The sequence below is a fragment of the Streptomyces sp. NPDC027189 genome, from assembly GCF_055566975.1.
In genome coordinates, this window is sequence record NZ_JBVHRI010000009.1 from 30,811 (window position 1) to 50,331 (window position 19,521).

Below are 19,521 nucleotides of genomic sequence, written 5' to 3' on the forward strand. Positions count from 1 at the left end.
TCCCCGAGCATAGCCGGACGTGGCCGGGACTCCGATCGGGTATCGGGGACCCGGCCACGTCAAAAGCGTGCAAGGTCATGGATCGACCGGTTCGGGCGTGCCCTTGCGGGCCTCCTCGCGGGCGATGGTGCGTTGGTGGTCGGGATTGAGGAACCAGTGGCGCGCCGAGGCCAGCCACCAGATCGCCGCGAAGCCGAGGACGACGAGGACGGCGATCGGGGCGTAGTTGAAGGTCTCCCAGGTGACCGGCGAGACCTGGGGCAGCATGAACAGGACGGTGATCACACCCACCCAGGCGACCGCGACGACGCCCACGAGCCGGGACCAGCGGCCCAGGTGCCAGGGCCCGCGTTCGAAGGCGTCGCCCTTGCGCACCCGCAGCAGCGTCGGGATGACGTAGGCGACGTAGAGCCCGATGACCGCGATCGAGGTCACCGCCGCGTAGGCCGTGTAGTTGATCAGGTACGGGAGGCCGAGCACCAGCGCTGCCAGCGCCGCCAGCCACACCGCCGCCACCGGTGTCCGCGTGCGCGGGCTGACGGTGTGCCACACATGCGAGAAGGGCAGCGCGCCGTCGCGCGAAAAGGCGTAGATCATACGGCTGTTGGCCGTGACCGACGCCATTCCGCAGAAGAGCTGCGCGCCGATCACGACCAGGAGCAGGAGTTTGCCCGCCGTGGCGCCCAGCGCGTCGAGCAGGATCTGCGCCGGGGGCGCGCCGGTCGCCGAGCCCAGCTCCTTGTCGTACGACTGGATGGCGAAGGTGAAGCCGAGAAGCAGCACGAATCCGGCTATCCACGATGTCCAGATGGACCGCACGATGCCCTTCGGGCCGGCCGTGGACGCGTCGTGGGTCTCCTCCGTCATGTGGGCGGAGGCGTCGTATCCGGTGAAGGTGTACTGGGCCATCAGCAGGCCGATGAGGACGACGTACACACCGCTGCCCCAGCCCGTGTTGTTGACGAACTTCGTGAATACGAAGGACGTCGACTGGTGGTGGTCCGGCACGAAGGCGAGCGCGCCCACGATGACCGCGACGCCCACCACGTGCCACCACACGCTGATGCTGTTGAGCAGGGCGACGATCCGTACGCCGAACGTGTTCAGGAGGCCGTGCAGGACCAGGATCCCGGCGAAGAGGAGGACCGTGCGGCCCGGCGTCACCTCGAAGTCGAACTGGAGGTTCAGATAGGCGCCGAGGAACGAGGCGGCGCCGAAGTCGATGCCCGCGGTCACCGCGACCTGACCGAGGACGTTGAACCATCCCGTGAACCAGGCCCAGGCGGCGGCCGTACGGGACGGGGCAAGCCGGTGCGCCCAGAAGTACAACCCGGCGGAGGTGGGATAGGCCGAACAGATCTCGGCCATGGACAGCCCGACGAACAGCGTCATCAGTCCGACCGCGACCCAGCCCCAGGTGATCACGGCGGGACCGCCGGTGTTCATGCCGAACAGGTACAGCGTCAGGCAGCCCGACAGGACCGAGATGATCGTGAAGGAGACCGCGTAGTTGGAGAACGCCGACATGCGGCGGGCGAGAACCTGCGTGTAGCCGAGCTGGGCAAGCCGTTCTTCGTCCGACAGCCCACTCGCTACGGCGTCATCTGTCATGCCCCCAGCGATTCCCTCGTCGAGGGCATGACATGCGCCGGGCGGGTGGCCAAAAAAGGCCCTTGTGGCTTTGCCGTCCGCTCGCGCCGTACGAAGACCTGACGAACCGGACGGACCAAGGGAACCGCTGCCACGGCAGCAGGGGGTGCACAGAAAAGTGGCCCCCACCCGAACCCGGGTGGGGGCCACTTCACTACGTCACTCGGCGTCAGCCGTTGCGCTTCCAGCGCGGCTTCTCGTCGCGGCGGAAGGAACCGGTGCCGGTGCCGGTGCCGCGGTGGTCGTCACGACGGCCGTACGGGCGGTCGTGGCTGCCGGAGCGGAAGCCGGTGGACGGGCGGTTGTCCTGGCGGTCGCGGTTGAAGGGACGGTCGCTGCCACGGTGGCCGCCTCGGTCGTCGCGACGCTCGAAGGAGCGCCCGCCACGGTCGTTGTCACGACGGAACCCACCACGGTCGTTGTCACGACGCTCGTCACGGCGGAAGCCGCCACGGTCGTTGTCGCGACGCTCGAAGGAACGGCCACCACGGTCGTCACGGTTGAAGCCACCGCGGTCGTCACGGTTGAAGCCGCCACGGTTGTCGTCACGACGCTCGAAAGAACGGCCACCACGGTCGTCCCGGCGGTCGCGGTTGAAGCCGCCACGGTTGTCGTCACGACGCTCGAAGGAACGGCCACCACGGTCATCGCGACGGTCGTCACGGCGGAAGCCGCCACGGTCGTTGTCACGACGGTCGCGGTTGAAGCCGCCACGGTTGTCGTCACGACGCTCGAAGGAACGGCCACCACGGTCGTCCCGGCGGTCGTCGCGGCGCTCGTAGTTGCCCCGCTCGTCGCGGCGCTGACGCGGCTGCTCGTACGCGGGACGCTCGGCGGTCTGCTCGGACACGGCGGGCACCTCGGCGGGAGCCTCGGTCACGGCCTGCTCGACGACGGCCTCGGCGGCGGCGGCGACCGCGGCCTCCGGGTCCTCGCCCCGCTCGCGCGCGGCACGGGCGATCAGCCGGTCGGCCTCCCCGCGCAGCTCGGCCGCACGACGCTGCGCGCGCTCCAGCTCCTTGGTGAGCTGCGAGACCTCGCGCTCGGCCTGCTGCGCGGCGTTGCCGGCGGACTCGGCCTGGACCTCGGTCATCGAACGGGCGCCGGTGATCTCGGCGACCTCGGGCTCGAAGGCCGTACCGGAGTTGATGATGTGACGCGAGGCGTCGACGCCCGCGTCCTCCATCAGCCGGAAGATCTGCCGGCGCTGGTGCGGCAGCGACAGCGAGACGACGGTGCCGGAGCGGCCGGCACGCGCGGTACGCCCGGAGCGGTGCAGGTAGTCCTTGTGGTCACCGGCGGGGTCCACGTTCAGCACCAGGTCGATGCCGTCGACGTGGATACCGCGGGCGGCGACGTCGGTCGCGACCAGCGCGTTGACGTATCCGTCCTTGAAGTCCGCCAGCGTCCGGGTCCGCGCGCCCTGGGTCATGCCGCCGTGCAGCGCGTCGGCCTTCACACCGGCGTCGCGCAGCTGCTCGGCGATGCGGTCGGCGCCCAGCTGGGTGCGGACGAAGATGATCGTGCGGCCCTTGCGGGAGGCGATCGCGGCGGTGACCGGCGCCTTGTCCTTGGGCTTCACGATGAGGATGTGGTGCGACATGGTCGTGACGGCGCCCTGGGCGGCGTCGACCTCGTGCGTGACGGGGTTGCTCAGGTAACGCTTGACCAGCGTGGAGATCTCGTTCTCCATGGTGGCCGAGAACAGCATGCGCTGGCCGCCGGCCGGGATCTGGTCGAACAGCTCGGTGACCTCGGGCAGGAAGCCCAGGTCGGACATCTGGTCGGCCTCGTCGAGGACGGCGACCTGGACGTTCTCGAGGGAGCAGGCGCCGCGGTTGATGACGTCGCGCAGCCGGCCCGGGGTGGCGACGAGGATGTCGACGCCGCGCTCCAGGGCGTAGATCTGGTTGCCCATCGACGTACCGCCGCAGACGACCTTCATCTTCAGGCCGAGGACGTCGCCGTACGGCTGCAGCGCGTCCGCGACCTGCATCGCGAGCTCACGGGTCGGGGTGAGGATGACGGCGCGCGGCTTCTTCTTCTCGGTGTGGCCGCCGGCGAGCTGCGCCAGGGTCGGCAGACCGAAGGAGAGCGTCTTGCCGGAGCCGGTGCGGCCGCGGCCGAGGATGTCCTTGCCGGCCAGGGCGTCCGGGATGGTCGCGGCCTGGATCGGGAAGGGGGTGGTCACGCCGTTCTGCGCGAGCTTGCGGACGACGCCCTCGGGCAGACCGAGGTCCGCGAAGGTGACCTCGGGAGCGGACTCGACGGTGTCGACGATCTCGACGATCTCGACGGCCTCGTCGCCCTCGTTGTTGTTCTCGGGCACGACGACGTGATCAGTACTGGAAACAGACATGCGAAATGCGAACCTTCCGGAGTTCTACGGCACGCGCCCAAACTCCGTGAAGTCGCAATCGACCGCCTCTATGCGGTCCGGCCACGGCAAGGGAGAGTACGCGCCACACGCGGCGCGCTCTGCGTTGGCGCCGGGCAAATGGGATCAAACGATCTACCACCATACGCACCCCCCACCCCCGAAGGCAAACTGAGCCCCAACGCCGCAGGTCAGGACCGAAGCGCCCCGCAAGCGGCGCGGGGAACTGCGCGACCAGCCCCCACGCGCCCGCGGTCAAGAAACAACCCAGGGGGTCTGGGGGCGGCGCCCCCCAGGTACGGGTATGGGCAGGGGCGGCGGGGGCGAAAACCCTAGACCGGCGACCCCGCCTCGGGCGCCGGCTCCCGCTCCATCAGCTGGGTCGCCTGCTCGTGCGCCGAGGACGACGGCTCGGCCGTAGCAGGATCGGACGCAGGCGGCGACGACGCGGGCGGAGGCGGCGGCTCCGCGGTCGTACGCGTGGGACTCGGCTCCCCCTGCGGCGGCGCGGGCTCCTCCGTCGGCCCCTTCCCACCCTTGTCCGGAGCCTTGGCGGACGGCTTCGCGCCCCCGGAGGCCGACTCCGACGGAGAAGCGCCCCCGGACGCGGACTCACCGGGCTTCGGGGAGGCGGACCCCTTCGCGTCCTTCCCCCCACGGAACCCGGCGCCGCCCCCGCTCACCGCGGACCCGCCGTCGGGCGCCTCCCCACCCCGCTGCCCCGCCGAGTGCGAGGGGCCGGGCCGCTTCCCGTCGGCACCCACGCTCATGCAACCGGCGGCCGCGGCGACGACCATGACCGTGGCGGCCAGACGGACGGGTACGTTCAAGGCGCGCACGGGCAGCCACCTCCGAGGGCGGAACGGGAGTCCCCCTGCCCAACTCCCGCCGCCCACAAGAAGACACGCGCCCCGACAGGCCAACCAAGCGGAACGGGCGAACGTCAGCCGTACCCGAGCGCGTGCAACCGCGCGTCATCGATCCCGAAGTGATGGGCGATCTCATGAACCACGGTCACTTCGGTCTCCGCGACCACGTCCTCGCGCGTGTCGCACATCCGCAGAGTCGGCCCCCGGTAGATCGTGATCCGGTCGGGCAGCACCCCCGCGTACCACTCCCCACGGTCCGTCAGCGGAGTCCCCTCGTACAGCCCGAGCAGCTCGGGATCCTCGGCGGGCGGTTCGTCCTCGACGAACACCGCCACGTTGTCCATCAGCCGCGTCAGCTCCGGCGGAATCCGGTCCAGGGCTTCGGCGACCAGTTCCTCGAACTCCTCGCGCGTCATCTCCAGCACACGCCCATTGTCCGGCACGACGCCGCCGCAGGAGAGTCGACGACAGCGCCGTACGCGAATCACGACGCCCGCGTACGAGACGGGTGACGACGCCGTAAGGGAGTCACGGGGACCACGTACGAGGCTCATGGCGACGCCGTACGAGAATCACGGCACCCGCGGACGAGAGTCACTACGCCCGTCCGACAGTAGGGACGCGCGCCGCATACCCGCCCGCACACTTGGGCATACGGGACCAATGGCCCGCGTCCCCGCTGCCGTAACCGCCGCCGCGCACCGCATACGAAGCCGCGCCCGTACGGCGACCCGCGCCCTGATCCGCCGCTACCGCGACCGCCGCGCGCTCCCGGCGGTCGAGCTCGTCCCCCAGCCGCATCCCTACCCCCGTGCGCTCGGCCTGCTCTGCGTGGTCCTCCTCGGCGCCTGGCTGGGACTGCTGATCGTGGGGAACGTACGCGTCCCGGTCGGCCCCATGAACACCACCATGACCCTGCGCCCCTCCCTCACCGGCGGCACGAAGATCAACGTTGCTCCGCTCGGCGCACTGGAGCTGCGCAGCCACGAGGCCCCGTTGCGTCTGGACGTGGATGTGGACCAGCTCGACCCGGTCCGCGCCGAGGCCCTGGTCGATCACCCCGAGCGGCTGTCCGGCCTCCAGGACGAGGTCGCGCGAGACGTCGAACACGGCACCCTCGACCTGGCCGTACGCTCCTGCATCGCGGTCGTCTCCGGCGCCACCGCACTCGGGCTCGCGGTCTACCGCCGCCCGCGCCGCGCCCTCGCCGCGGGCGGCCTGGCTCTCACCCTGCTGGCCGCGTCCGGAGCGACGGCCTTCGCCACCTGGAACCCGAACTCGGTCCTGGAGCCGAAATTCTCCGGGCTCCTCTCCTCGGCGCCCTCCCTGGTCGGCAACGCCCGCAGCATCGTCAGTGAATTCGACGTCTACCAGAAGGAGTTGGCGCGCCTGGTGACGAACGTGACGAAGCTCTACGACGTCACGTCCACGCTCCCGACGTACCAGCCCGACCCGACCACGATCCGGGTCCTGCATGTCTCGGACATCCACCTCAACCCGGCGAGCTGGAAGATCATCGCCTCGCTCGTGGAGCAGTACGACATCAACGTGATCGTCGACTCCGGCGACACGATGGACCACGGCACCGCGGCCGAGAACGGCTTCCTGGACCCCATCGCGGACCTCGGAACCCCGTACGTCTGGGTCCGCGGCAACCACGACTCCCTCCTCACCCAGCGCTACCTGGAGCGCATGAAGAACGTGCACGTCCTGGACGACGGCCGGGCGGTCACGGTCGCGGGACTGCGCTTCGCCGGCATCGGCGACCCGCAGTTCACCCCCGACCGCGCGGTCACACCGGGCGGCAACCCGGCGGAGGAGCTCGCGGGCGCCCGCCTGGCGTCGGCGCTGCACGACCAGCGGGCGGCGGGCACTCCCGTGGACGTCGCCATCGCCCACGAGCCGTCGGCGGCGCGCGAGACGGACGGCGAGGTGCCGATGGTGCTGGCCGGCCACCTCCACCACGAGGAGATGGAGGTCATGAAGTACGGCACCCGCCTGCGCATCGAAGGCTCGACGGGCGGCAGCGGCCTGCGCGCCGTGGAAGGCACGTACCCGGACCCCATCGAGGCCTCGATCCTCTACATGGACCGCGACACCCGCCGTCTGCAGGCCTGGGACGAGATCAAGCTGGGTGGCCTGGGCCTGACAACCGCCGAGGTCAGCCGCCACCTGCCGAAGGAGAACCAGCCGGGCGCCGGCCTGCCCGCGACCCAGTCCCCCACCCCCTCCGGGAGCACCCCGTAAACCGTTTTGGCGATACCTCCCGCCATCCCATATGCTTCTCACGTCCCCGACGCGCTGAGAAGCGCCCAGGCGGGCCGATAGCCCTCATCGTCTAGCGGCCTAGGACGCCGCCCTTTCAAGGCGGTAGCACGGGTTCGAATCCCGTTGGGGGCACGCAGTACGGTGTGCGACACTGGTTTCGCTTGTTCGCACACAACAGCTTGGTCCTGTGGAGCAGTTTGGAGTGCTCGCCACCCTGTCAAGGTGGAGGCCGCGGGTTCAAATCCCGTCAGGACCGCTGAGGTTTCACATGAAACCTCGTGGCTGGGTAGCTCAGTTGGTACGAGCGATCGCCTGAAAAGCGATAGGTCGCCGGTTCGACCCCGGCCCCAGCCACAGCCCGAAGGCCCCGTCCATTTGGACGGGGCCTTCGTCGTGCCTGGAACCCGGTGGGCACCTCCCCCGGCTCAACTTGGCATGTTCCCGGCACGCCGCTACGTTCGGGCCTGGCCGAAGCAGAGCTTTCGGGCCTGGCCGAAGCAGAGCTATTGGTGGGGGGACCATGACGACGATCCCTGACGGATCGGACGCCGCATCGCAAGGCGGGGCGGGAGCCGGTTCGGGAGCCCGTTCGGGAGCCGTGGCGCCGGCCACGGGTGAGTCGAAGGTCACGGGCGAGCTGAAGCTGGAGCGGGACCGTGCGCTCTTCGGGCTGATAGCCGTCGGACTGAGCAATGTCGTGATCGCGGCGATCGCCGGGGTCGCCGTGTGGCAGCTGAACGGCGACAAGTCGGTCGCCCTCGGCGTCATCAGCGCCGCTTTCACGGCTGTCAGCACGATGACCACCGCGTATCTCGGGATCAAGGCCGTTTCCAACACCGCGAAGGCCATGTCGCAGCGCGACACATCACCCCGCGACCAGGCCTGACCGAGGGCCGCACGCCCGCGCCCGAGCCGCCGGGCGCAAAAGCGTTCGCCAGGAATTTCGGCGAGGTGAGATCCTGGACGCCGTATGTCTACGCATCCTGCCCTCGCCCTCGGCGATCTCGCCCCCCGTCTGGCCGAGCTGTCCCTGCGCGACGCGCACCGGCTCGGGCGCAGGCTCGAAGGCGCGCGCAAGATCCGCAAGCCCGAGGCCCGCTCCGCCGTGCTCGCCGAGATCGAGGCGGAGGTCGCCAAGGGCGAGATCCGTATGGCCGAGCGCCGTAGCCGCGTACCCGCCGTCACGTACCCCGAGCAGCTCCCGGTCAGCCAGAGGAAGGACGAGATCGCGGAGGCCATCCGCGATCACCAGGTCGTCATCGTCGCGGGTGAGACCGGGTCCGGTAAGACCACCCAGATCCCCAAGATCTGTCTGGAGCTGGGACGCGGCGTCCGAGGCATGATCGGGCACACCCAGCCGCGTCGTATCGCCGCCCGTACCGTTGCCGAGCGCGTCGCCGAGGAGATGGACACCCCGCTCGGCGAAGCCGTCGGCTGGAAGGTCCGCTTCACCGACCAGGTGAACCAGGACGGCACCTTCGTCAAGCTGATGACCGACGGCATCCTGCTCGCCGAGATCCAGACGGACCGCGAGCTGCGCGCGTACGACACGATCATCATCGACGAGGCCCACGAGCGGTCCCTCAACATCGACTTCCTGCTGGGCTACCTGGCCCAGCTCCTCCCCAAACGCCCGGATCTCAAGGTCGTCATCACCTCCGCGACCATCGACCCCGAGCGCTTCTCCCGCCACTTCGGCGACGCTCCGATCGTCGAGGTCAGCGGGCGTACGTACCCCGTCGAGGTCCGCTATCGCCCCCTCCTCGAGGAGGACGGCGACGACGCCGACCGCGACCAGATCACCGCGATCTGCGACGCCGTCGAGGAGCTCCAGGCCGAGGGGAAGGGAGACATCCTCGTCTTCCTCTCCGGCGAGCGGGAGATCCGCGACACCGCCGACGCGCTGACCAAGAAGAACTATCGCTTCACCGAGGTCCTCCCCCTCTACGCCCGCCTCTCGCACGCCGAGCAGCACCGCGTCTTCCAGCCGCACACCGGACGCAGGATCGTTCTGGCGACCAACGTCGCCGAGACCTCGCTCACCGTCCCCGGCATCAAGTACGTCATCGACCCGGGCACCGCCCGCATCTCCCGCTACAGCCACCGCACCAAGGTCCAGCGGCTGCCCATCGAGCCGGTCTCGCAGGCCAGCGCCAACCAGCGCAAGGGCCGCTGCGGCCGTACGTCCGACGGCATCTGCGTCCGGCTGTACTCCGAGGACGACTTCCTCGCCCGCCCGGAGTTCACGGACGCGGAGATCCTCCGTACGAACCTGGCGAGCGTCATCCTCCAGATGACCGCGGCCGGCCTCGGCGACATAGACAAGTTCCCGTTCATCGACCCGCCGGACCACCGCAACATCCGCGACGGCGTTCAGCTCCTGCAGGAACTGGGCGCGTTGGACCCGGCGGAGAAGGATCCGCGCAAGCGGCTCACGGAGACCGGCCGCAAGCTGGCCCAGCTGCCCGTGGACCCGCGGCTGGCCCGGATGGTCCTGGAGGCCGACAAGAACGGCTGTGTACGCGAGGTCATGGTGATCGCGGCCGCGCTCTCCATCCAGGACCCGCGCGAGCGCCCGGCCGACAAGCAGACGCAGGCGGACCAGCAGCACGCCCGCTTCAAGGACGAGTCGTCCGACTTCCTCGCCTTCCTGAACCTGTGGCGGTACGTCCGCGAGCAGCAGAAGGAGCGGGGCTCGTCCGCGTTCCGCCGCATGTGCAAGCAGGAGTACCTGAACTTCCTGCGCATTCGCGAATGGCAGGACATCTACTCCCAGCTCCGCACGGTCGCCAAGCAGATGGGCATGCATCTGGAGGAGCCGTCGGCGGGTACTTCCGCGGCCGACCAGAGCGTCCACGTCTCCCTGCTCGCCGGCCTGCTCTCGCACGTCGGGATGAAGGACGTGAAGGAGGCCGGGGGGGAGGGCGGGAGAAGCACTGCGAAGAACGAGTACCTGGGCGCGCGGAACGCGAAGTTCGCGATCTTCCCGGGCTCCGCCCTCTTCAAGAAGCCCCCGCGCTTCGTGATGTCCGCCGAGCTCGTCGAGACCTCCCGTCTCTGGGCCCGCGTCAACGCCAAGATCGAGCCCGAGTGGGTCGAGCCACTGGCCGGGCACCTGCTGAAGCGCACGTACAGCGAACCGCACTGGGAGAAGGACCAGGCCGCGGTGATGGCGTACGAGAAGGTCACGCTGTACGGCGTACCGATCGTCGCCCAGCGGAAGGTCAACTACGGCCGGATCGATCCCGAGACCTCCCGCGAGCTGTTCATCCGCAACGCGCTGGTCGAGGGCGACTGGCGTACGCACCACAAGTTCTTCTCCGACAACCGCAAGCTCCTCACCGAGGTCGAGGAGTTGGAGCACCGTGCGCGGCGCCGGGACATCCTGGTCGACGACGAGACGCTCTTCGACTTCTACGACCAGCGGGTGCCCGAACACGTCGTGTCCGGCGCGCACTTCGACTCCTGGTGGAAGCACAAGCGCCACGAGGAGCCCGAGCTCCTCGACTTCGAGCGCTCGATGCTCATCAACGAGAAGGCCGGGGCGGTCACGAAGGACGACTACCCCGACTCCTGGCGCCAGGACCGGCTCAAGTTCCGCGTGACCTACCAGTTCGAGCCGGGCGCGGACGCGGACGGCGTGACCGTCCACGTCCCGCTCCAGGTGCTCAACCAGGTCACGGACGAGGGCTTCGACTGGCAGATCCCGGGCCTGCGGGAAGAGGTCGTCACCGAGCTCATCCGGTCCCTGCCGAAGCCGATCCGCCGGAATTACGTCCCTGCCCCGAACTTCGCGCAGCGGTTCCTGGAGCGGGCCGTGCCCCTTCAGGAGCCGCTGACCACGACGATGGCGCGCGAGCTGAAGCGTATGGTCGGCGTCCCCCTCACGGCCGACGACTTCGACTGGTCCCGGGTCCCCGACCACCTCAAGATCACCTTCCGGATCGTCGACGAGCGGCGCCGCAAGCTCGCCGAGGACAAGGACCTGGAGGCGCTGAAGCTCCGGCTGAAGCCGAAGGCACGCAAGGCGATCTCGCAGGCCGCGGCGGCGACGGCGGAACGCGCGGGCGGCGAGTCCCTGGAACGTTCGGGGCTGACGGACTGGACGATCGGTTCGCTGACGCGCGTCTTCGAGACCCGTCGCGCCGGCCAGCCGGTGAAGGCGTACCCGGCGCTGGTCGACGACGGCGACACCGTCTCCGTACGGCTCTTCGACACGGAGGCCGAGCAGGCGCAGGCCATGTGGAAGGGCACCCGGCGGCTGATCCTGCGCAACATCCCGGTGAACCCGGGCAAGTTCGCCTCGGACAAGCTCACCAACCCCCAGAAGCTCGCCCTGTCCGCCAATCCGCACGGCTCGATCCAGGCCCTCTTCGACGACTGCGCGATGGCGGCGGCGGACAAGCTGATCGGGGACTTCGGGGGCCCCGCGTGGGACGAGGAGTCCTACCGGAAGCTGTACGACAAGGTGCGCGCCGAGATCGTCGACACGACGGTCCGTACGGTGGGCCAGGTGCAGCAGGTGCTTGCCGCCTGGCAGGCCTGTGAGCGCCGTCTGAAGGCCGTCAAGAGCCCGACGCTGCTGGGGAACCTCACGGACGTACGGACGCAGCTGGACGCCCTCGTGAAGCCCGGCTTCGTCACGGCGACCGGGCTGCGCCGGCTTCCGGACCTGATGCGTTACCTGGTCGCCGCCGACCGCCGGCTGCAGCAGATGCCGACCAACGTCCAGCGGGACACCACCCGCATGGAGAAGGTCCACGAGATGCAGGACGAGTACGCCTGGCTCCTGGAGCAGCTGCCGCAGGGCCGGCCGATCCCCTCGTCGGTCCTGGACATCCGCTGGATGATCGAGGAGCTCCGGGTCAGCTATTTCGCGCACGCGCTCGGTACGGCCTACCCCGTCTCGGACAAGCGCATCGTGAAGGCGATCGACGCCGCCATCTCGTAACCGCTCCTGTACGTTGGGTGAGTTCGACCCCGGGGTCACCCTCCTGTACAGTCTCTTCTCGCAGCACAACGCAAGAATGAGTTGCTGCGAAACCTGGTCCTGTGGAGCAGTTTGGAGTGCTCGCCACCCTGTCAAGGTGGAGGCCGCGGGTTCAAATCCCGTCAGGACCGCAGTGAACAAGGGCCCCGCATCCGACTCGGATGCGGGGCCCTTGTCGTGTGCGCCGTCGGGGCCGACGCAGGGGCGTTTTCTTCCCCCCTCCGCCCCTGCCCGTCCCGTACCTGGGGGCTGCACCCCCAGACCCCCGCCAAAAGATCGCACGGTTCCCCGCGTCCCTTCAGGGGCGCTGCGGCGGGGCGAATCCAACCCACCCCCAGCCCCCCGCCGCCTTGACGGCGTCACATTCCGCCGGTACCCAGAAACCAGGGCCCATCGACCCCTCGGAGGTGCGTATGGCGGCGTCCGCTAGGCACGAGACGCGAGCTCTGCTCCGCGCCCACCTGTCGGCCGCCTCCGGGTACCGCCACCTGACGCGGCACTGCCCCATCTGCCACCAGCTCCTGAGACTGGCCATGGAGCCCGCCCCATGGGGCGAGGAGGACCGCGAGAGCGCCGCCGAGGACGAAAGTCCCTCCAAGGCATGACCAGAGGCGGCGGACCCGCTCAGCGGGCGGTGGGAGTCCGGACGTATGTCCACCTGGGCGCGGCCTCAACTCCCCTAGCGCAGAAGCCTCGTAGCCATCAAGGACTGTGACATGTGACGGGTGTCACCGCATAAGTTTTCAGAACCGCGGAACTTACACCCCGCCTACAACTGGTCAATTTAATATGTGCAATTGCACCCCCACCTGGGGGCGCCCACAGGAGATCCGACAGCCCTCCCCAGACTCCGACAAGGCCGCTCGCAGGCCGGCCGCCCAGGCGCGAACAGGGCACAAAAAAGATCGCGCTGGACCCGGCGGAGTCCAGCGCGATCGACGACGCACCCTTGTCACGTACCAAAGAAGCTTGGGCGTGGGTTCTGTTGGGGCAGGACCCGCGTCGCTTGGAGCTGTGGTTCGGACGCCTCGGCGGGTTGGGGGACCTACCGAATTGCCCGGTTATGCAGTTGTTCAGGCCTCGCTGCGCTGCTGCGGGATACCCGCGAGCAGTGCGCGGACCTCAGCCTCGCGGTAGCGGCGGTGCCCGCCGAGCGTGCGGATGGACGTAAGCTTGCCGGCCTTCGCCCACCGCGTGACCGTCTTGGGGTCGACGCGGAACATCGTGGCGACCTCAGCCGGGGTCAGCAGCGGCTCGGCATCAGGGGTGCGAGCGGTCATGAGCGGCCTCCTCGGGAGAACCGAACCTTCTCGGTTCTTTCCTCTAAATTCTGCACCTTGACCCGCGTTGCCCGAAATGGTGGACGCGAGTCGAGTCGGTTATAGGACGAACGGCTTGTCCTCGGCACTACAACTACACCATCCGTCCAGCCGCGTCGGCCAAACCGATGGAATTGCCCTCCCAGGTGTTCATCAGCGACGGAAGCCGATGGACCATGCCATAGCGGACAGTCACGCCACTGTGACGATCAGTCACAGGGCGATCAGGAGTCATCAGACCCCCCATAGCGTGCAATGCTGAGATTCCACCCATACGTGGATGGATGGAGCCTTCCCCCGGGCTCCTTGTCCTATTTTGACACGAGGGGGGGTAAGCGTTGCAAGAGCCAGGTAAGTGCCGTCCATCACGCTTGACACCACCTTGACACCGCTTGGGACGAAAGCCCGGATCAGGACCTACGTCCCGGATGAGGGTTCTTCAGTGTGTGAGGACCATACGCGAGTTCGAGGCGAATGGGTGAGAACCAGATCACACGCCCCACGCACCCCAGGGGTCTCGCCCCAAGGGTTCACCCCAGGGCTGACCTCAGTTCGCCGAGCGCCGGTCCCTGACCGAACGCCACCGCTCCACGAGCCGCCCGTACGCCTCGCCCGCCGCGGCCCCGTCTCCGCCGCGCAGCGCCTCGATGCCCTCGGCGACGTCCGCGGCCGAATGGTCGCCCTCGAGCTGCCCGGCCGGCAGGACGTGCACGAGCCCGCCGTAGTCCAGCTCGACCAGCGAGCGCGGATGGAACTCCTCCAGCCAGCGCCCCACGTCCACCAGGCCGTCGATGAGCGGCCCCTCGTCGAGGGCGTCCCTCAGCGTCTTCAGGGCCCGCGCCGTGCGCCGCCGGGCCTGCACCATCGGCGTCCGGTAGCGCAGCACCGGCTCGGCGCCACCGGGCCCCGCCCCCTTCTCGTACTCCCGCTCCTCGTCGTTGACGAGCACGAACCAGTTCAGCGGGACCTGCCAGGTCGAGGTGCGGATCCACGGGCGGGCGTCGGGGTTGCGGGCCATCCAGCGCTCGTAGTCCAGGGAGGCCTGACGGCGTACCAACGGCGGCAGCACCGCGTCGAGGACGGGCGCCGGCAGCTCCTCGGCCAGCTCGCCCAGGGCCTGCCAGCCGCGCAGCCGCGTGCGCCAGGGGCAGACACAGAGCACCCCGTCGACCTCCACCACGAAGGCGTCGCCGCTCTCGTGCACCGGCACCGGGATCGGCGGGGTGGGCAGCAAGTCGGCCAGGGAGCGGCGCAGTTCGTCCTGGTACGAGGGGCGCTCCGCACGGCGGGCATAGCGCGCCCAGTGGCCGCGCTCCGGCTCCGGGAAGGCGGCCAGCGGCTCATACACGCGCAGATACGACGCGTACGGGACGATCACCGAGGACACCTTGGGCACGCCTGCTCCCTCCCCCGTTGGCCGCCAGGAAAACCAGCGGAAACCGCTCACAACCTCACGAGAAATCTATGCAAATCGAACCACGGCTGTACTCCGCCGGTAGGTGATCCTGAACACTGCACCGAAGGCGGGTGGGCGCAGGCTCTAGTCTCATGCCCACGGAGCCCGCCATCCGCACGGGCCCCGCCCCCAACCGCCGCTTATTACCTGGGAGTCACCACAGTGACCGACGTAACCGACGGCGTCCTGCACACCCTGTTCCACTCGGACCAGGGGGGTCATGAGCAAGTCGTGCTCTGCCAGGACCGCGCCAGCGGCCTCAAGGCCGTCATCGCCATTCACTCCACCGCGCTGGGCCCCGCCCTCGGCGGTACGCGCTTCTACCCGTACAAGAGCGAGGAGGAGGCCGTCGCCGACGCCCTGAACCTCTCGCGCGGCATGTCATACAAGAACGCCATGGCCGGTCTCGACCACGGCGGCGGCAAGGCCGTGATCATCGGCGACCCGGAGCAGATCAAGTCCGAGGCGCTGCTCCTCGCGTACGGCCGCTTCGTGGCCTCACTCGGTGGCCGGTACGTCACCGCGTGCGACGTCGGTACGTACGTGGCCGACATGGACGTCGTGGCGCGCGAGTGCCGCTGGACCACGGGCCGCTCGCCCGAGAACGGCGGCGCCGGGGACTCCTCCGTCCTCACCGCCTTCGGTGTCTTCCAGGGCATGCGGGCCTCCGCCCAGCACCTGTGGGGCGACCCGACGCTGCGCGGCCGCAAGGTCGGCATCGCGGGCGTCGGCAAGGTGGGCCACCACCTGGTGCAGCACCTGCTGGAGGACGGCGCCGAGGTCGTGATCACGGACGTACGCGAGGAGTCGGTGCGCCGGATCCTCGACAGGCACCCGGCCGGTGTCACGGCCGTCGCGGACACCGAGGCACTCATCCGCACCGAGGGCCTCGACATCTACGCCCCCTGCGCACTCGGCGGGGCGCTGAACGACGACTCCGTGCCCGTCCTCACCGCGAAGATCGTGTGCGGCGCCGCCAACAACCAGCTGGCGCACCCGGGCGTCGAGAAGGACCTCTCGGACCGCGGGATCCTGTACGCCCCCGACTACGTCGTGAACGCGGGCGGTGTCATCCAGGTCGCCGACGAGCTGCACGGCTTCGACTTCGAGCGGTGCAAGGCGAAGGCCGCGAAGATCTTCGACACCACGCTGGCCATATTCGCACGCGCAAAGGAAGACGGCATTCCGCCGGCCGCCGCGGCCGACCGGATCGCCGAGCAGCGGATGGCGGAGGCCCGTCGCCGCTGACGCGTGACGGGTACCCGCCGGCGGTAGTTAGAGAGAACTCTCACGTCCGTCGGCGGGTCGTCCGCCAAGAAGAGGTTAAAATCGCGGTTGACCAGCGAGGACGGGGCTCCTCGCGGGTTCTGCGCACACGCGCGTCCTGCGGGCGACGTACCGTATGGGCGTGGGCTCAGGTACCGTGGAAGCCCTACGGACCGGTCTCTCCACGGAGAGCCCGTTCCAGATCATGAACGCGTGTCAAGACTCTGGGGCCGTCGAGCCCCGTCACCGAGGGGGTCGAGCCATGGGGCGCGGCCGGGCCAAGGCCAAGCAGACGAAGGTCGCCCGCCAGCTGAAGTACAACAGCGGCGGGACTGACCTGTCGCGTCTGGCCAACGAGCTGGGCGCTTCGACTTCGAGCCAGCCGCCGAATGGCGAGCCGTTCGAGGACGACGACGAGGAAGACGACCCGTACGCCCAGTACGCGGATCTGTACAACGACGACGAGGACGAGGACGACGAGTCCGGTCCGTCGTCACAGCAGCGTCGCGGCGCTTGACTGTCCAGCAATGCTTCACCCGGTCCGGGGCGGATACGCGCCGGACCGGGTTTTGCGCTGCTGTCAGGTGCCGTCAGCTGCCGTCCGGGGTACCGCCCCCGGACGGGCTCACTGACTAGCCGGCGTAGTCCCCGATGAGCGCCGCGCCCGTCTGGTGCGCGCCGCGCTCGGTGATCTCACCGGCGATCCAGGCGTCCACCCCGCGGTCCGCGAGGGTGGCAAGTGCCACGTCCGCGGACTCCTCGGGGAGGATCGCGATCATGCCGACGCCCATGTTCAGCGTCTTCTCCAGCTCCAGGCGCTCCACGTCGCCGGTCCTGCCGACGAGGTCGAAGACCGGGGCCGGGGTCCAGGTCTCGCGGTCGACGATGGCGTGCAGCTCGTCCGGGATGACGCGGGCCAGGTTGGCCGCGAGCCCACCACCGGTGATGTGGCTGAAGGCGTGCACCTCGGTGGTCCGGGTCAGCGCCAGGCAGTCCAGCGAGTAGATCTTGGTGGGCTCCAGGAGCTCCTCGCCGAGCGTGCGGCCGAACTCCTCGACGTGCTGGTCCAGGCGCAGGTTCGCCCGGTCGAACAGGACGTGCCGGACAAGCGAGTACCCATTCGAGTGAAGACCGGAGGCCGCCATGGCGATCACCGCGTCACCCTTACGGATACGATCCGGGCCGAGCAGCTGGTCGGCCTCGACCACACCGGTGCCCGCACCCGCGACATCGAAGTCGTCCGGACCGAGCAGACCCGGGTGCTCCGCCGTCTCGCCGCCCACCAGGGCGCACCCCGCGAGCACGCACCCCTCGGCGATGCCCTTCACGATGGCCGCGACGCGCTCCGGGTGGACCTTGCCGACGCAGATGTAGTCGGTCATGAAGAGCGGCTCGGCGCCGCACACCACGATGTCGTCCATGACCATCGCGACCAGGTCGTGGCCGATGGTGTCGTACACGCCGAGCTGCCGGGCGAGGTCGACCTTGGTGCCCACGCCGTCGGTCGCGGAGGCGAGCAGCGGGCGCTCGTAGCGCTTGAGGGCGGAGGCGTCGAAGAGGCCGGCGAAGCCGCCGAGGCCGCCGAGGACCTCGGGGCGCTGCGTCTTCTTCACCCACTCCTTCATGAGCTCTACGGCGCGGTCGCCCGCTTCGATGTCGACGCCGGCAGCCGCGTAGGAAGCACCGGTGCTGCCCGTCGACGCAGTCGACTGATCAGATACAGCAGACATTGCCTGGGATCTTTCGGGTTGGTGAAACGGGGCTCTGCGGCGCTTACGGGCGACGGATGGCGTCAGCCGCGGCCGTGGCTGCGGGACCCGCGGCCAGCTCGGTCTCCAGGAGCTGCTTGCCGAGCAGCTCGGGGTCCGGGAGCTCCATCGGGTACTCGCCGTCGAAGCAGGCGCGGCACAGGTTCGGCTTGTCGATGGTCGTGGCCTCGATCATGCCGTCGATGGAGATGTAGGACAGGGAGTCGGCGCCCAGCGAGGTGCCGATCTCCTCGATGCTCATGCCGTTGGCGATCAGCTCGGCGCGGGTCGCGAAGTCGATGCCGAAGAAGCAGGGCCACTTCACGGGGGGCGAGGAGATCCGGATGTGGACCTCGGCCGCGCCCGCTTCCCGCAGCATGCGCACCAGCGCGCGCTGGGTGTTCCCGCGCACGATCGAGTCGTCGACGACGACCAGGCGCTTGCCCTTGATGACTTCCTTGAGCGGGTTCAGCTTCAGGCGGATGCCGAGCTGGCGGATCGTCTGCGAGGGCTGGATGAAGGTCCGGCCGACGTAGGCGTTCTTGACCAGACCCGCGCCGAAGGGAATGCCGGAGGCTTCCGCGTAACCGATCGCGGCGGGCGTCCCGGACTCCGGGGTCGCTATCACCAGATCGGCCTCCACAGGGGCTTCCTTGGCGAGCCTGCGGCCCATCTCGACGCGCGAGAGGTACACGTTCCGGCCGGCGATGTCCGTGTCGGGGCGGGCCAGATAGACGTACTCGAAGACACAGCCCTTGGGCTTCGCTTCCGCGAATCGCGACGTACGGAGGCCGTTCTCGTCGATGGCGACGAACTCGCCCGGCTCGATCTCACGGACGTAGGCGGCGCCGCAGATGTCGAGGGCGGCGGACTCGGAGGCGACGACCCAGCCGCGCTCCAGGCGGCCGAGGACCAGCGGGCGGATGCCCTGCGGGTCGCGGGCCGCATAGAGGGTGTGCTCGTCCATGAAGACGAGGGAGAAGGCGCCCTTGACCTGCGGGAGGACCGTGTGAGCGGCCTCCTCGATGGTCAGCGGCTTGCCGTCGTCGTCGACCTGGGCCGCGAGGAGCGCGGTGAGCAGGTCGGTGTCGTTGGTGGCCGCCACGCGTGTGGTGCGGCCGTCCTGCTTGGGCAGGTCGGCGACCATCTCGGCGAGCTGCGCCGTGTTGACGAGGTTGCCGTTGTGGCCGAGCGCGATGGAACCGTGCGCGGTGGCGCGGAAAGTCGGCTGGGCGTTCTCCCACACGGAGGCACCGGTGGTCGAGTAGCGGGCGTGACCGACCGCGATATGACCCTGGAGCGAACCGAGAGAGGTCTCGTCGAAGACCTGGGACACGAGGCCCATGTCCTTGAAGACGAGGATCTGGGAGCCGTTGCTGACCGCGATTCCCGCGGATTCCTGACCCCGATGCTGGAGGGCGTAAAGCCCGAAGTAAGTGAGCTTGGCGACCTCTTCGCCCGGAGCCCAGACACCGAAGACGCCGCAAGCGTCCTGGGGGCCTTTCTCACCGGGGAGCAGATCATGATTGAGTCGACCGTCACCACGTGGCACGCCATCGAGTGTAGGCGAGATCGACC

At 69.1% G+C, this 19,521-nt stretch carries 14 protein-coding genes and 4 tRNA genes; 10 read left to right on the plus strand and 8 right to left on the minus strand.

Annotated elements, in window-relative coordinates; genetic code table 11:
* Nucleotides 1–75 precede the first annotated feature (75 nt).
* From ACZ4RZ_RS22640 to ACZ4RZ_RS22655, 4 genes are all read right to left on the minus strand, one after another.
* Nucleotides 76–1,611: an amino acid permease gene (locus ACZ4RZ_RS22640; protein ID WP_467747013.1), complete on the minus strand. Its 1,536-nt coding sequence runs from the start codon at nt 1,609–1,611 to the stop codon at nt 76–78.
* A 208-nt stretch (nt 1,612–1,819) separates the two neighbouring features.
* Nucleotides 1,820–4,009 (minus strand): DEAD/DEAH box helicase, encoded by a 2,190-nt coding sequence (locus ACZ4RZ_RS22645; RefSeq protein ID WP_467747014.1) that lies wholly within the window; start codon nt 4,007–4,009, stop codon nt 1,820–1,822.
* A gap of 350 nt (nt 4,010–4,359) precedes the next feature.
* Entirely contained in the window at nt 4,360–4,866 is a 507-nt protein-coding gene (locus tag ACZ4RZ_RS22650; protein ID WP_467747015.1) for a hypothetical protein, read from the minus strand.
* 104 nt (nt 4,867–4,970) lie between these two features.
* Nucleotides 4,971–5,321: a metallopeptidase family protein gene (locus tag ACZ4RZ_RS22655; RefSeq protein ID WP_369234815.1), complete on the minus strand. Its 351-nt coding sequence runs from the start codon at nt 5,319–5,321 to the stop codon at nt 4,971–4,973.
* 238 nt (nt 5,322–5,559) lie between these two features.
* Between ACZ4RZ_RS22655 and ACZ4RZ_RS22660 the strand changes: the two genes are divergently transcribed.
* The 8 genes from ACZ4RZ_RS22660 (at nt 5,560) to ACZ4RZ_RS22695 (ending at nt 12,759) form a co-directional block, all read left to right on the plus strand.
* The gene (locus ACZ4RZ_RS22660; protein ID WP_467747016.1) at nt 5,560–7,143 is read left to right on the plus strand and encodes a metallophosphoesterase family protein; all 1,584 of its coding nucleotides are present in this window, start codon (nt 5,560–5,562) and stop codon (nt 7,141–7,143) included.
* Between the two features lie 80 nt (nt 7,144–7,223).
* Nucleotides 7,224–7,296: transfer RNA gene (locus ACZ4RZ_RS22665), tRNA-Glu, on the plus strand.
* A 49-nt stretch (nt 7,297–7,345) separates the two neighbouring features.
* Nucleotides 7,346–7,420: transfer RNA gene (locus ACZ4RZ_RS22670), tRNA-Asp, on the plus strand.
* 24 nt (nt 7,421–7,444) lie between these two features.
* A tRNA-Phe gene (locus ACZ4RZ_RS22675) sits at nt 7,445–7,518 on the plus strand.
* A gap of 166 nt (nt 7,519–7,684) precedes the next feature.
* The gene (locus ACZ4RZ_RS22680) at nt 7,685–8,050 is read left to right on the plus strand and encodes a hypothetical protein (RefSeq protein WP_467747018.1); all 366 of its coding nucleotides are present in this window, start codon (nt 7,685–7,687) and stop codon (nt 8,048–8,050) included.
* A gap of 84 nt (nt 8,051–8,134) precedes the next feature.
* Nucleotides 8,135–12,115 (plus strand): ATP-dependent RNA helicase HrpA, encoded by a 3,981-nt coding sequence (gene hrpA / locus ACZ4RZ_RS22685; RefSeq protein ID WP_467747019.1) that lies wholly within the window; start codon nt 8,135–8,137, stop codon nt 12,113–12,115.
* A gap of 95 nt (nt 12,116–12,210) precedes the next feature.
* Nucleotides 12,211–12,285 (plus strand) — tRNA-Asp (locus ACZ4RZ_RS22690).
* A 282-nt stretch (nt 12,286–12,567) separates the two neighbouring features.
* Entirely contained in the window at nt 12,568–12,759 is a 192-nt protein-coding gene (locus tag ACZ4RZ_RS22695; protein WP_467747021.1) for a DUF6274 family protein, read from the plus strand.
* Between the two features lie 468 nt (nt 12,760–13,227).
* Here the strand turns inward: ACZ4RZ_RS22695 and bldC are convergent, their stop codons facing one another.
* On the minus strand, nt 13,228–13,434 hold the full coding sequence (gene bldC, locus ACZ4RZ_RS22700; protein WP_003949541.1) for a developmental transcriptional regulator BldC: 207 nt from the start codon (nt 13,432–13,434) through the stop codon (nt 13,228–13,230).
* 586 nt (nt 13,435–14,020) lie between these two features.
* Nucleotides 14,021–14,869, minus strand: a complete 849-nt coding sequence (locus tag ACZ4RZ_RS22705; RefSeq protein WP_467747023.1) for a DUF8083 family protein — start codon at nt 14,867–14,869, stop codon at nt 14,021–14,023.
* A 222-nt stretch (nt 14,870–15,091) separates the two neighbouring features.
* Here ACZ4RZ_RS22705 and ACZ4RZ_RS22710 point away from each other — a divergent pair, with 222 nt between their 5' ends.
* The gene (locus ACZ4RZ_RS22710; RefSeq protein ID WP_467747025.1) at nt 15,092–16,177 is read left to right on the plus strand and encodes a Leu/Phe/Val dehydrogenase; all 1,086 of its coding nucleotides are present in this window, start codon (nt 15,092–15,094) and stop codon (nt 16,175–16,177) included.
* Between the two features lie 280 nt (nt 16,178–16,457).
* A complete protein-coding gene (locus ACZ4RZ_RS22715) occupies nt 16,458–16,712 on the plus strand; it encodes a DUF3073 domain-containing protein (protein ID WP_005315345.1) in 255 nt (84 codons plus the stop codon).
* Nucleotides 16,713–16,827: 115 nt separating this feature from the next.
* On the opposite strand, the gene purM is transcribed toward ACZ4RZ_RS22715, so the two are convergent.
* A complete protein-coding gene (purM, locus tag ACZ4RZ_RS22720) occupies nt 16,828–17,925 on the minus strand; it encodes a phosphoribosylformylglycinamidine cyclo-ligase (RefSeq protein ID WP_467747027.1) in 1,098 nt (365 codons plus the stop codon).
* A 43-nt stretch (nt 17,926–17,968) separates the two neighbouring features.
* Nucleotides 17,969–19,495, minus strand: a complete 1,527-nt coding sequence (purF, locus tag ACZ4RZ_RS22725) for an amidophosphoribosyltransferase (protein ID WP_467747029.1) — start codon at nt 19,493–19,495, stop codon at nt 17,969–17,971.
* Between the last annotated feature and the right edge of the window lie 26 nt (nt 19,496–19,521).

Bases quoted from the DNA above. Each gene is read 5' to 3' on its own strand.
- ACZ4RZ_RS22715 (WP_005315345.1), top strand. From the start codon at position 16,458: ATGGGGCGCGGCCGGGCCAAGGCCAAGCAGACGAAGGTCGCCCGCCAG.
- ACZ4RZ_RS22695 (WP_467747021.1), top strand. From the start codon at position 12,568: ATGGCGGCGTCCGCTAGGCACGAGACGCGAGCTCTGCTCCGCGCCCAC.
- ACZ4RZ_RS22640 (WP_467747013.1), bottom strand. From the start codon at position 1,611: ATGACAGATGACGCCGTAGCGAGTGGGCTGTCGGACGAAGAACGGCTT.
- purM (WP_467747027.1), bottom strand. From the start codon at position 17,925: ATGTCTGCTGTATCTGATCAGTCGACTGCGTCGACGGGCAGCACCGGT.
- ACZ4RZ_RS22680 (WP_467747018.1), top strand. From the start codon at position 7,685: ATGACGACGATCCCTGACGGATCGGACGCCGCATCGCAAGGCGGGGCG.
- bldC (WP_003949541.1), bottom strand. From the start codon at position 13,434: ATGACCGCTCGCACCCCTGATGCCGAGCCGCTGCTGACCCCGGCTGAG.
- ACZ4RZ_RS22660 (WP_467747016.1), top strand. From the start codon at position 5,560: ATGGCCCGCGTCCCCGCTGCCGTAACCGCCGCCGCGCACCGCATACGA.
- ACZ4RZ_RS22645 (WP_467747014.1), bottom strand. From the start codon at position 4,009: ATGTCTGTTTCCAGTACTGATCACGTCGTCGTGCCCGAGAACAACAAC.
- hrpA (WP_467747019.1), top strand. From the start codon at position 8,135: ATGTCTACGCATCCTGCCCTCGCCCTCGGCGATCTCGCCCCCCGTCTG.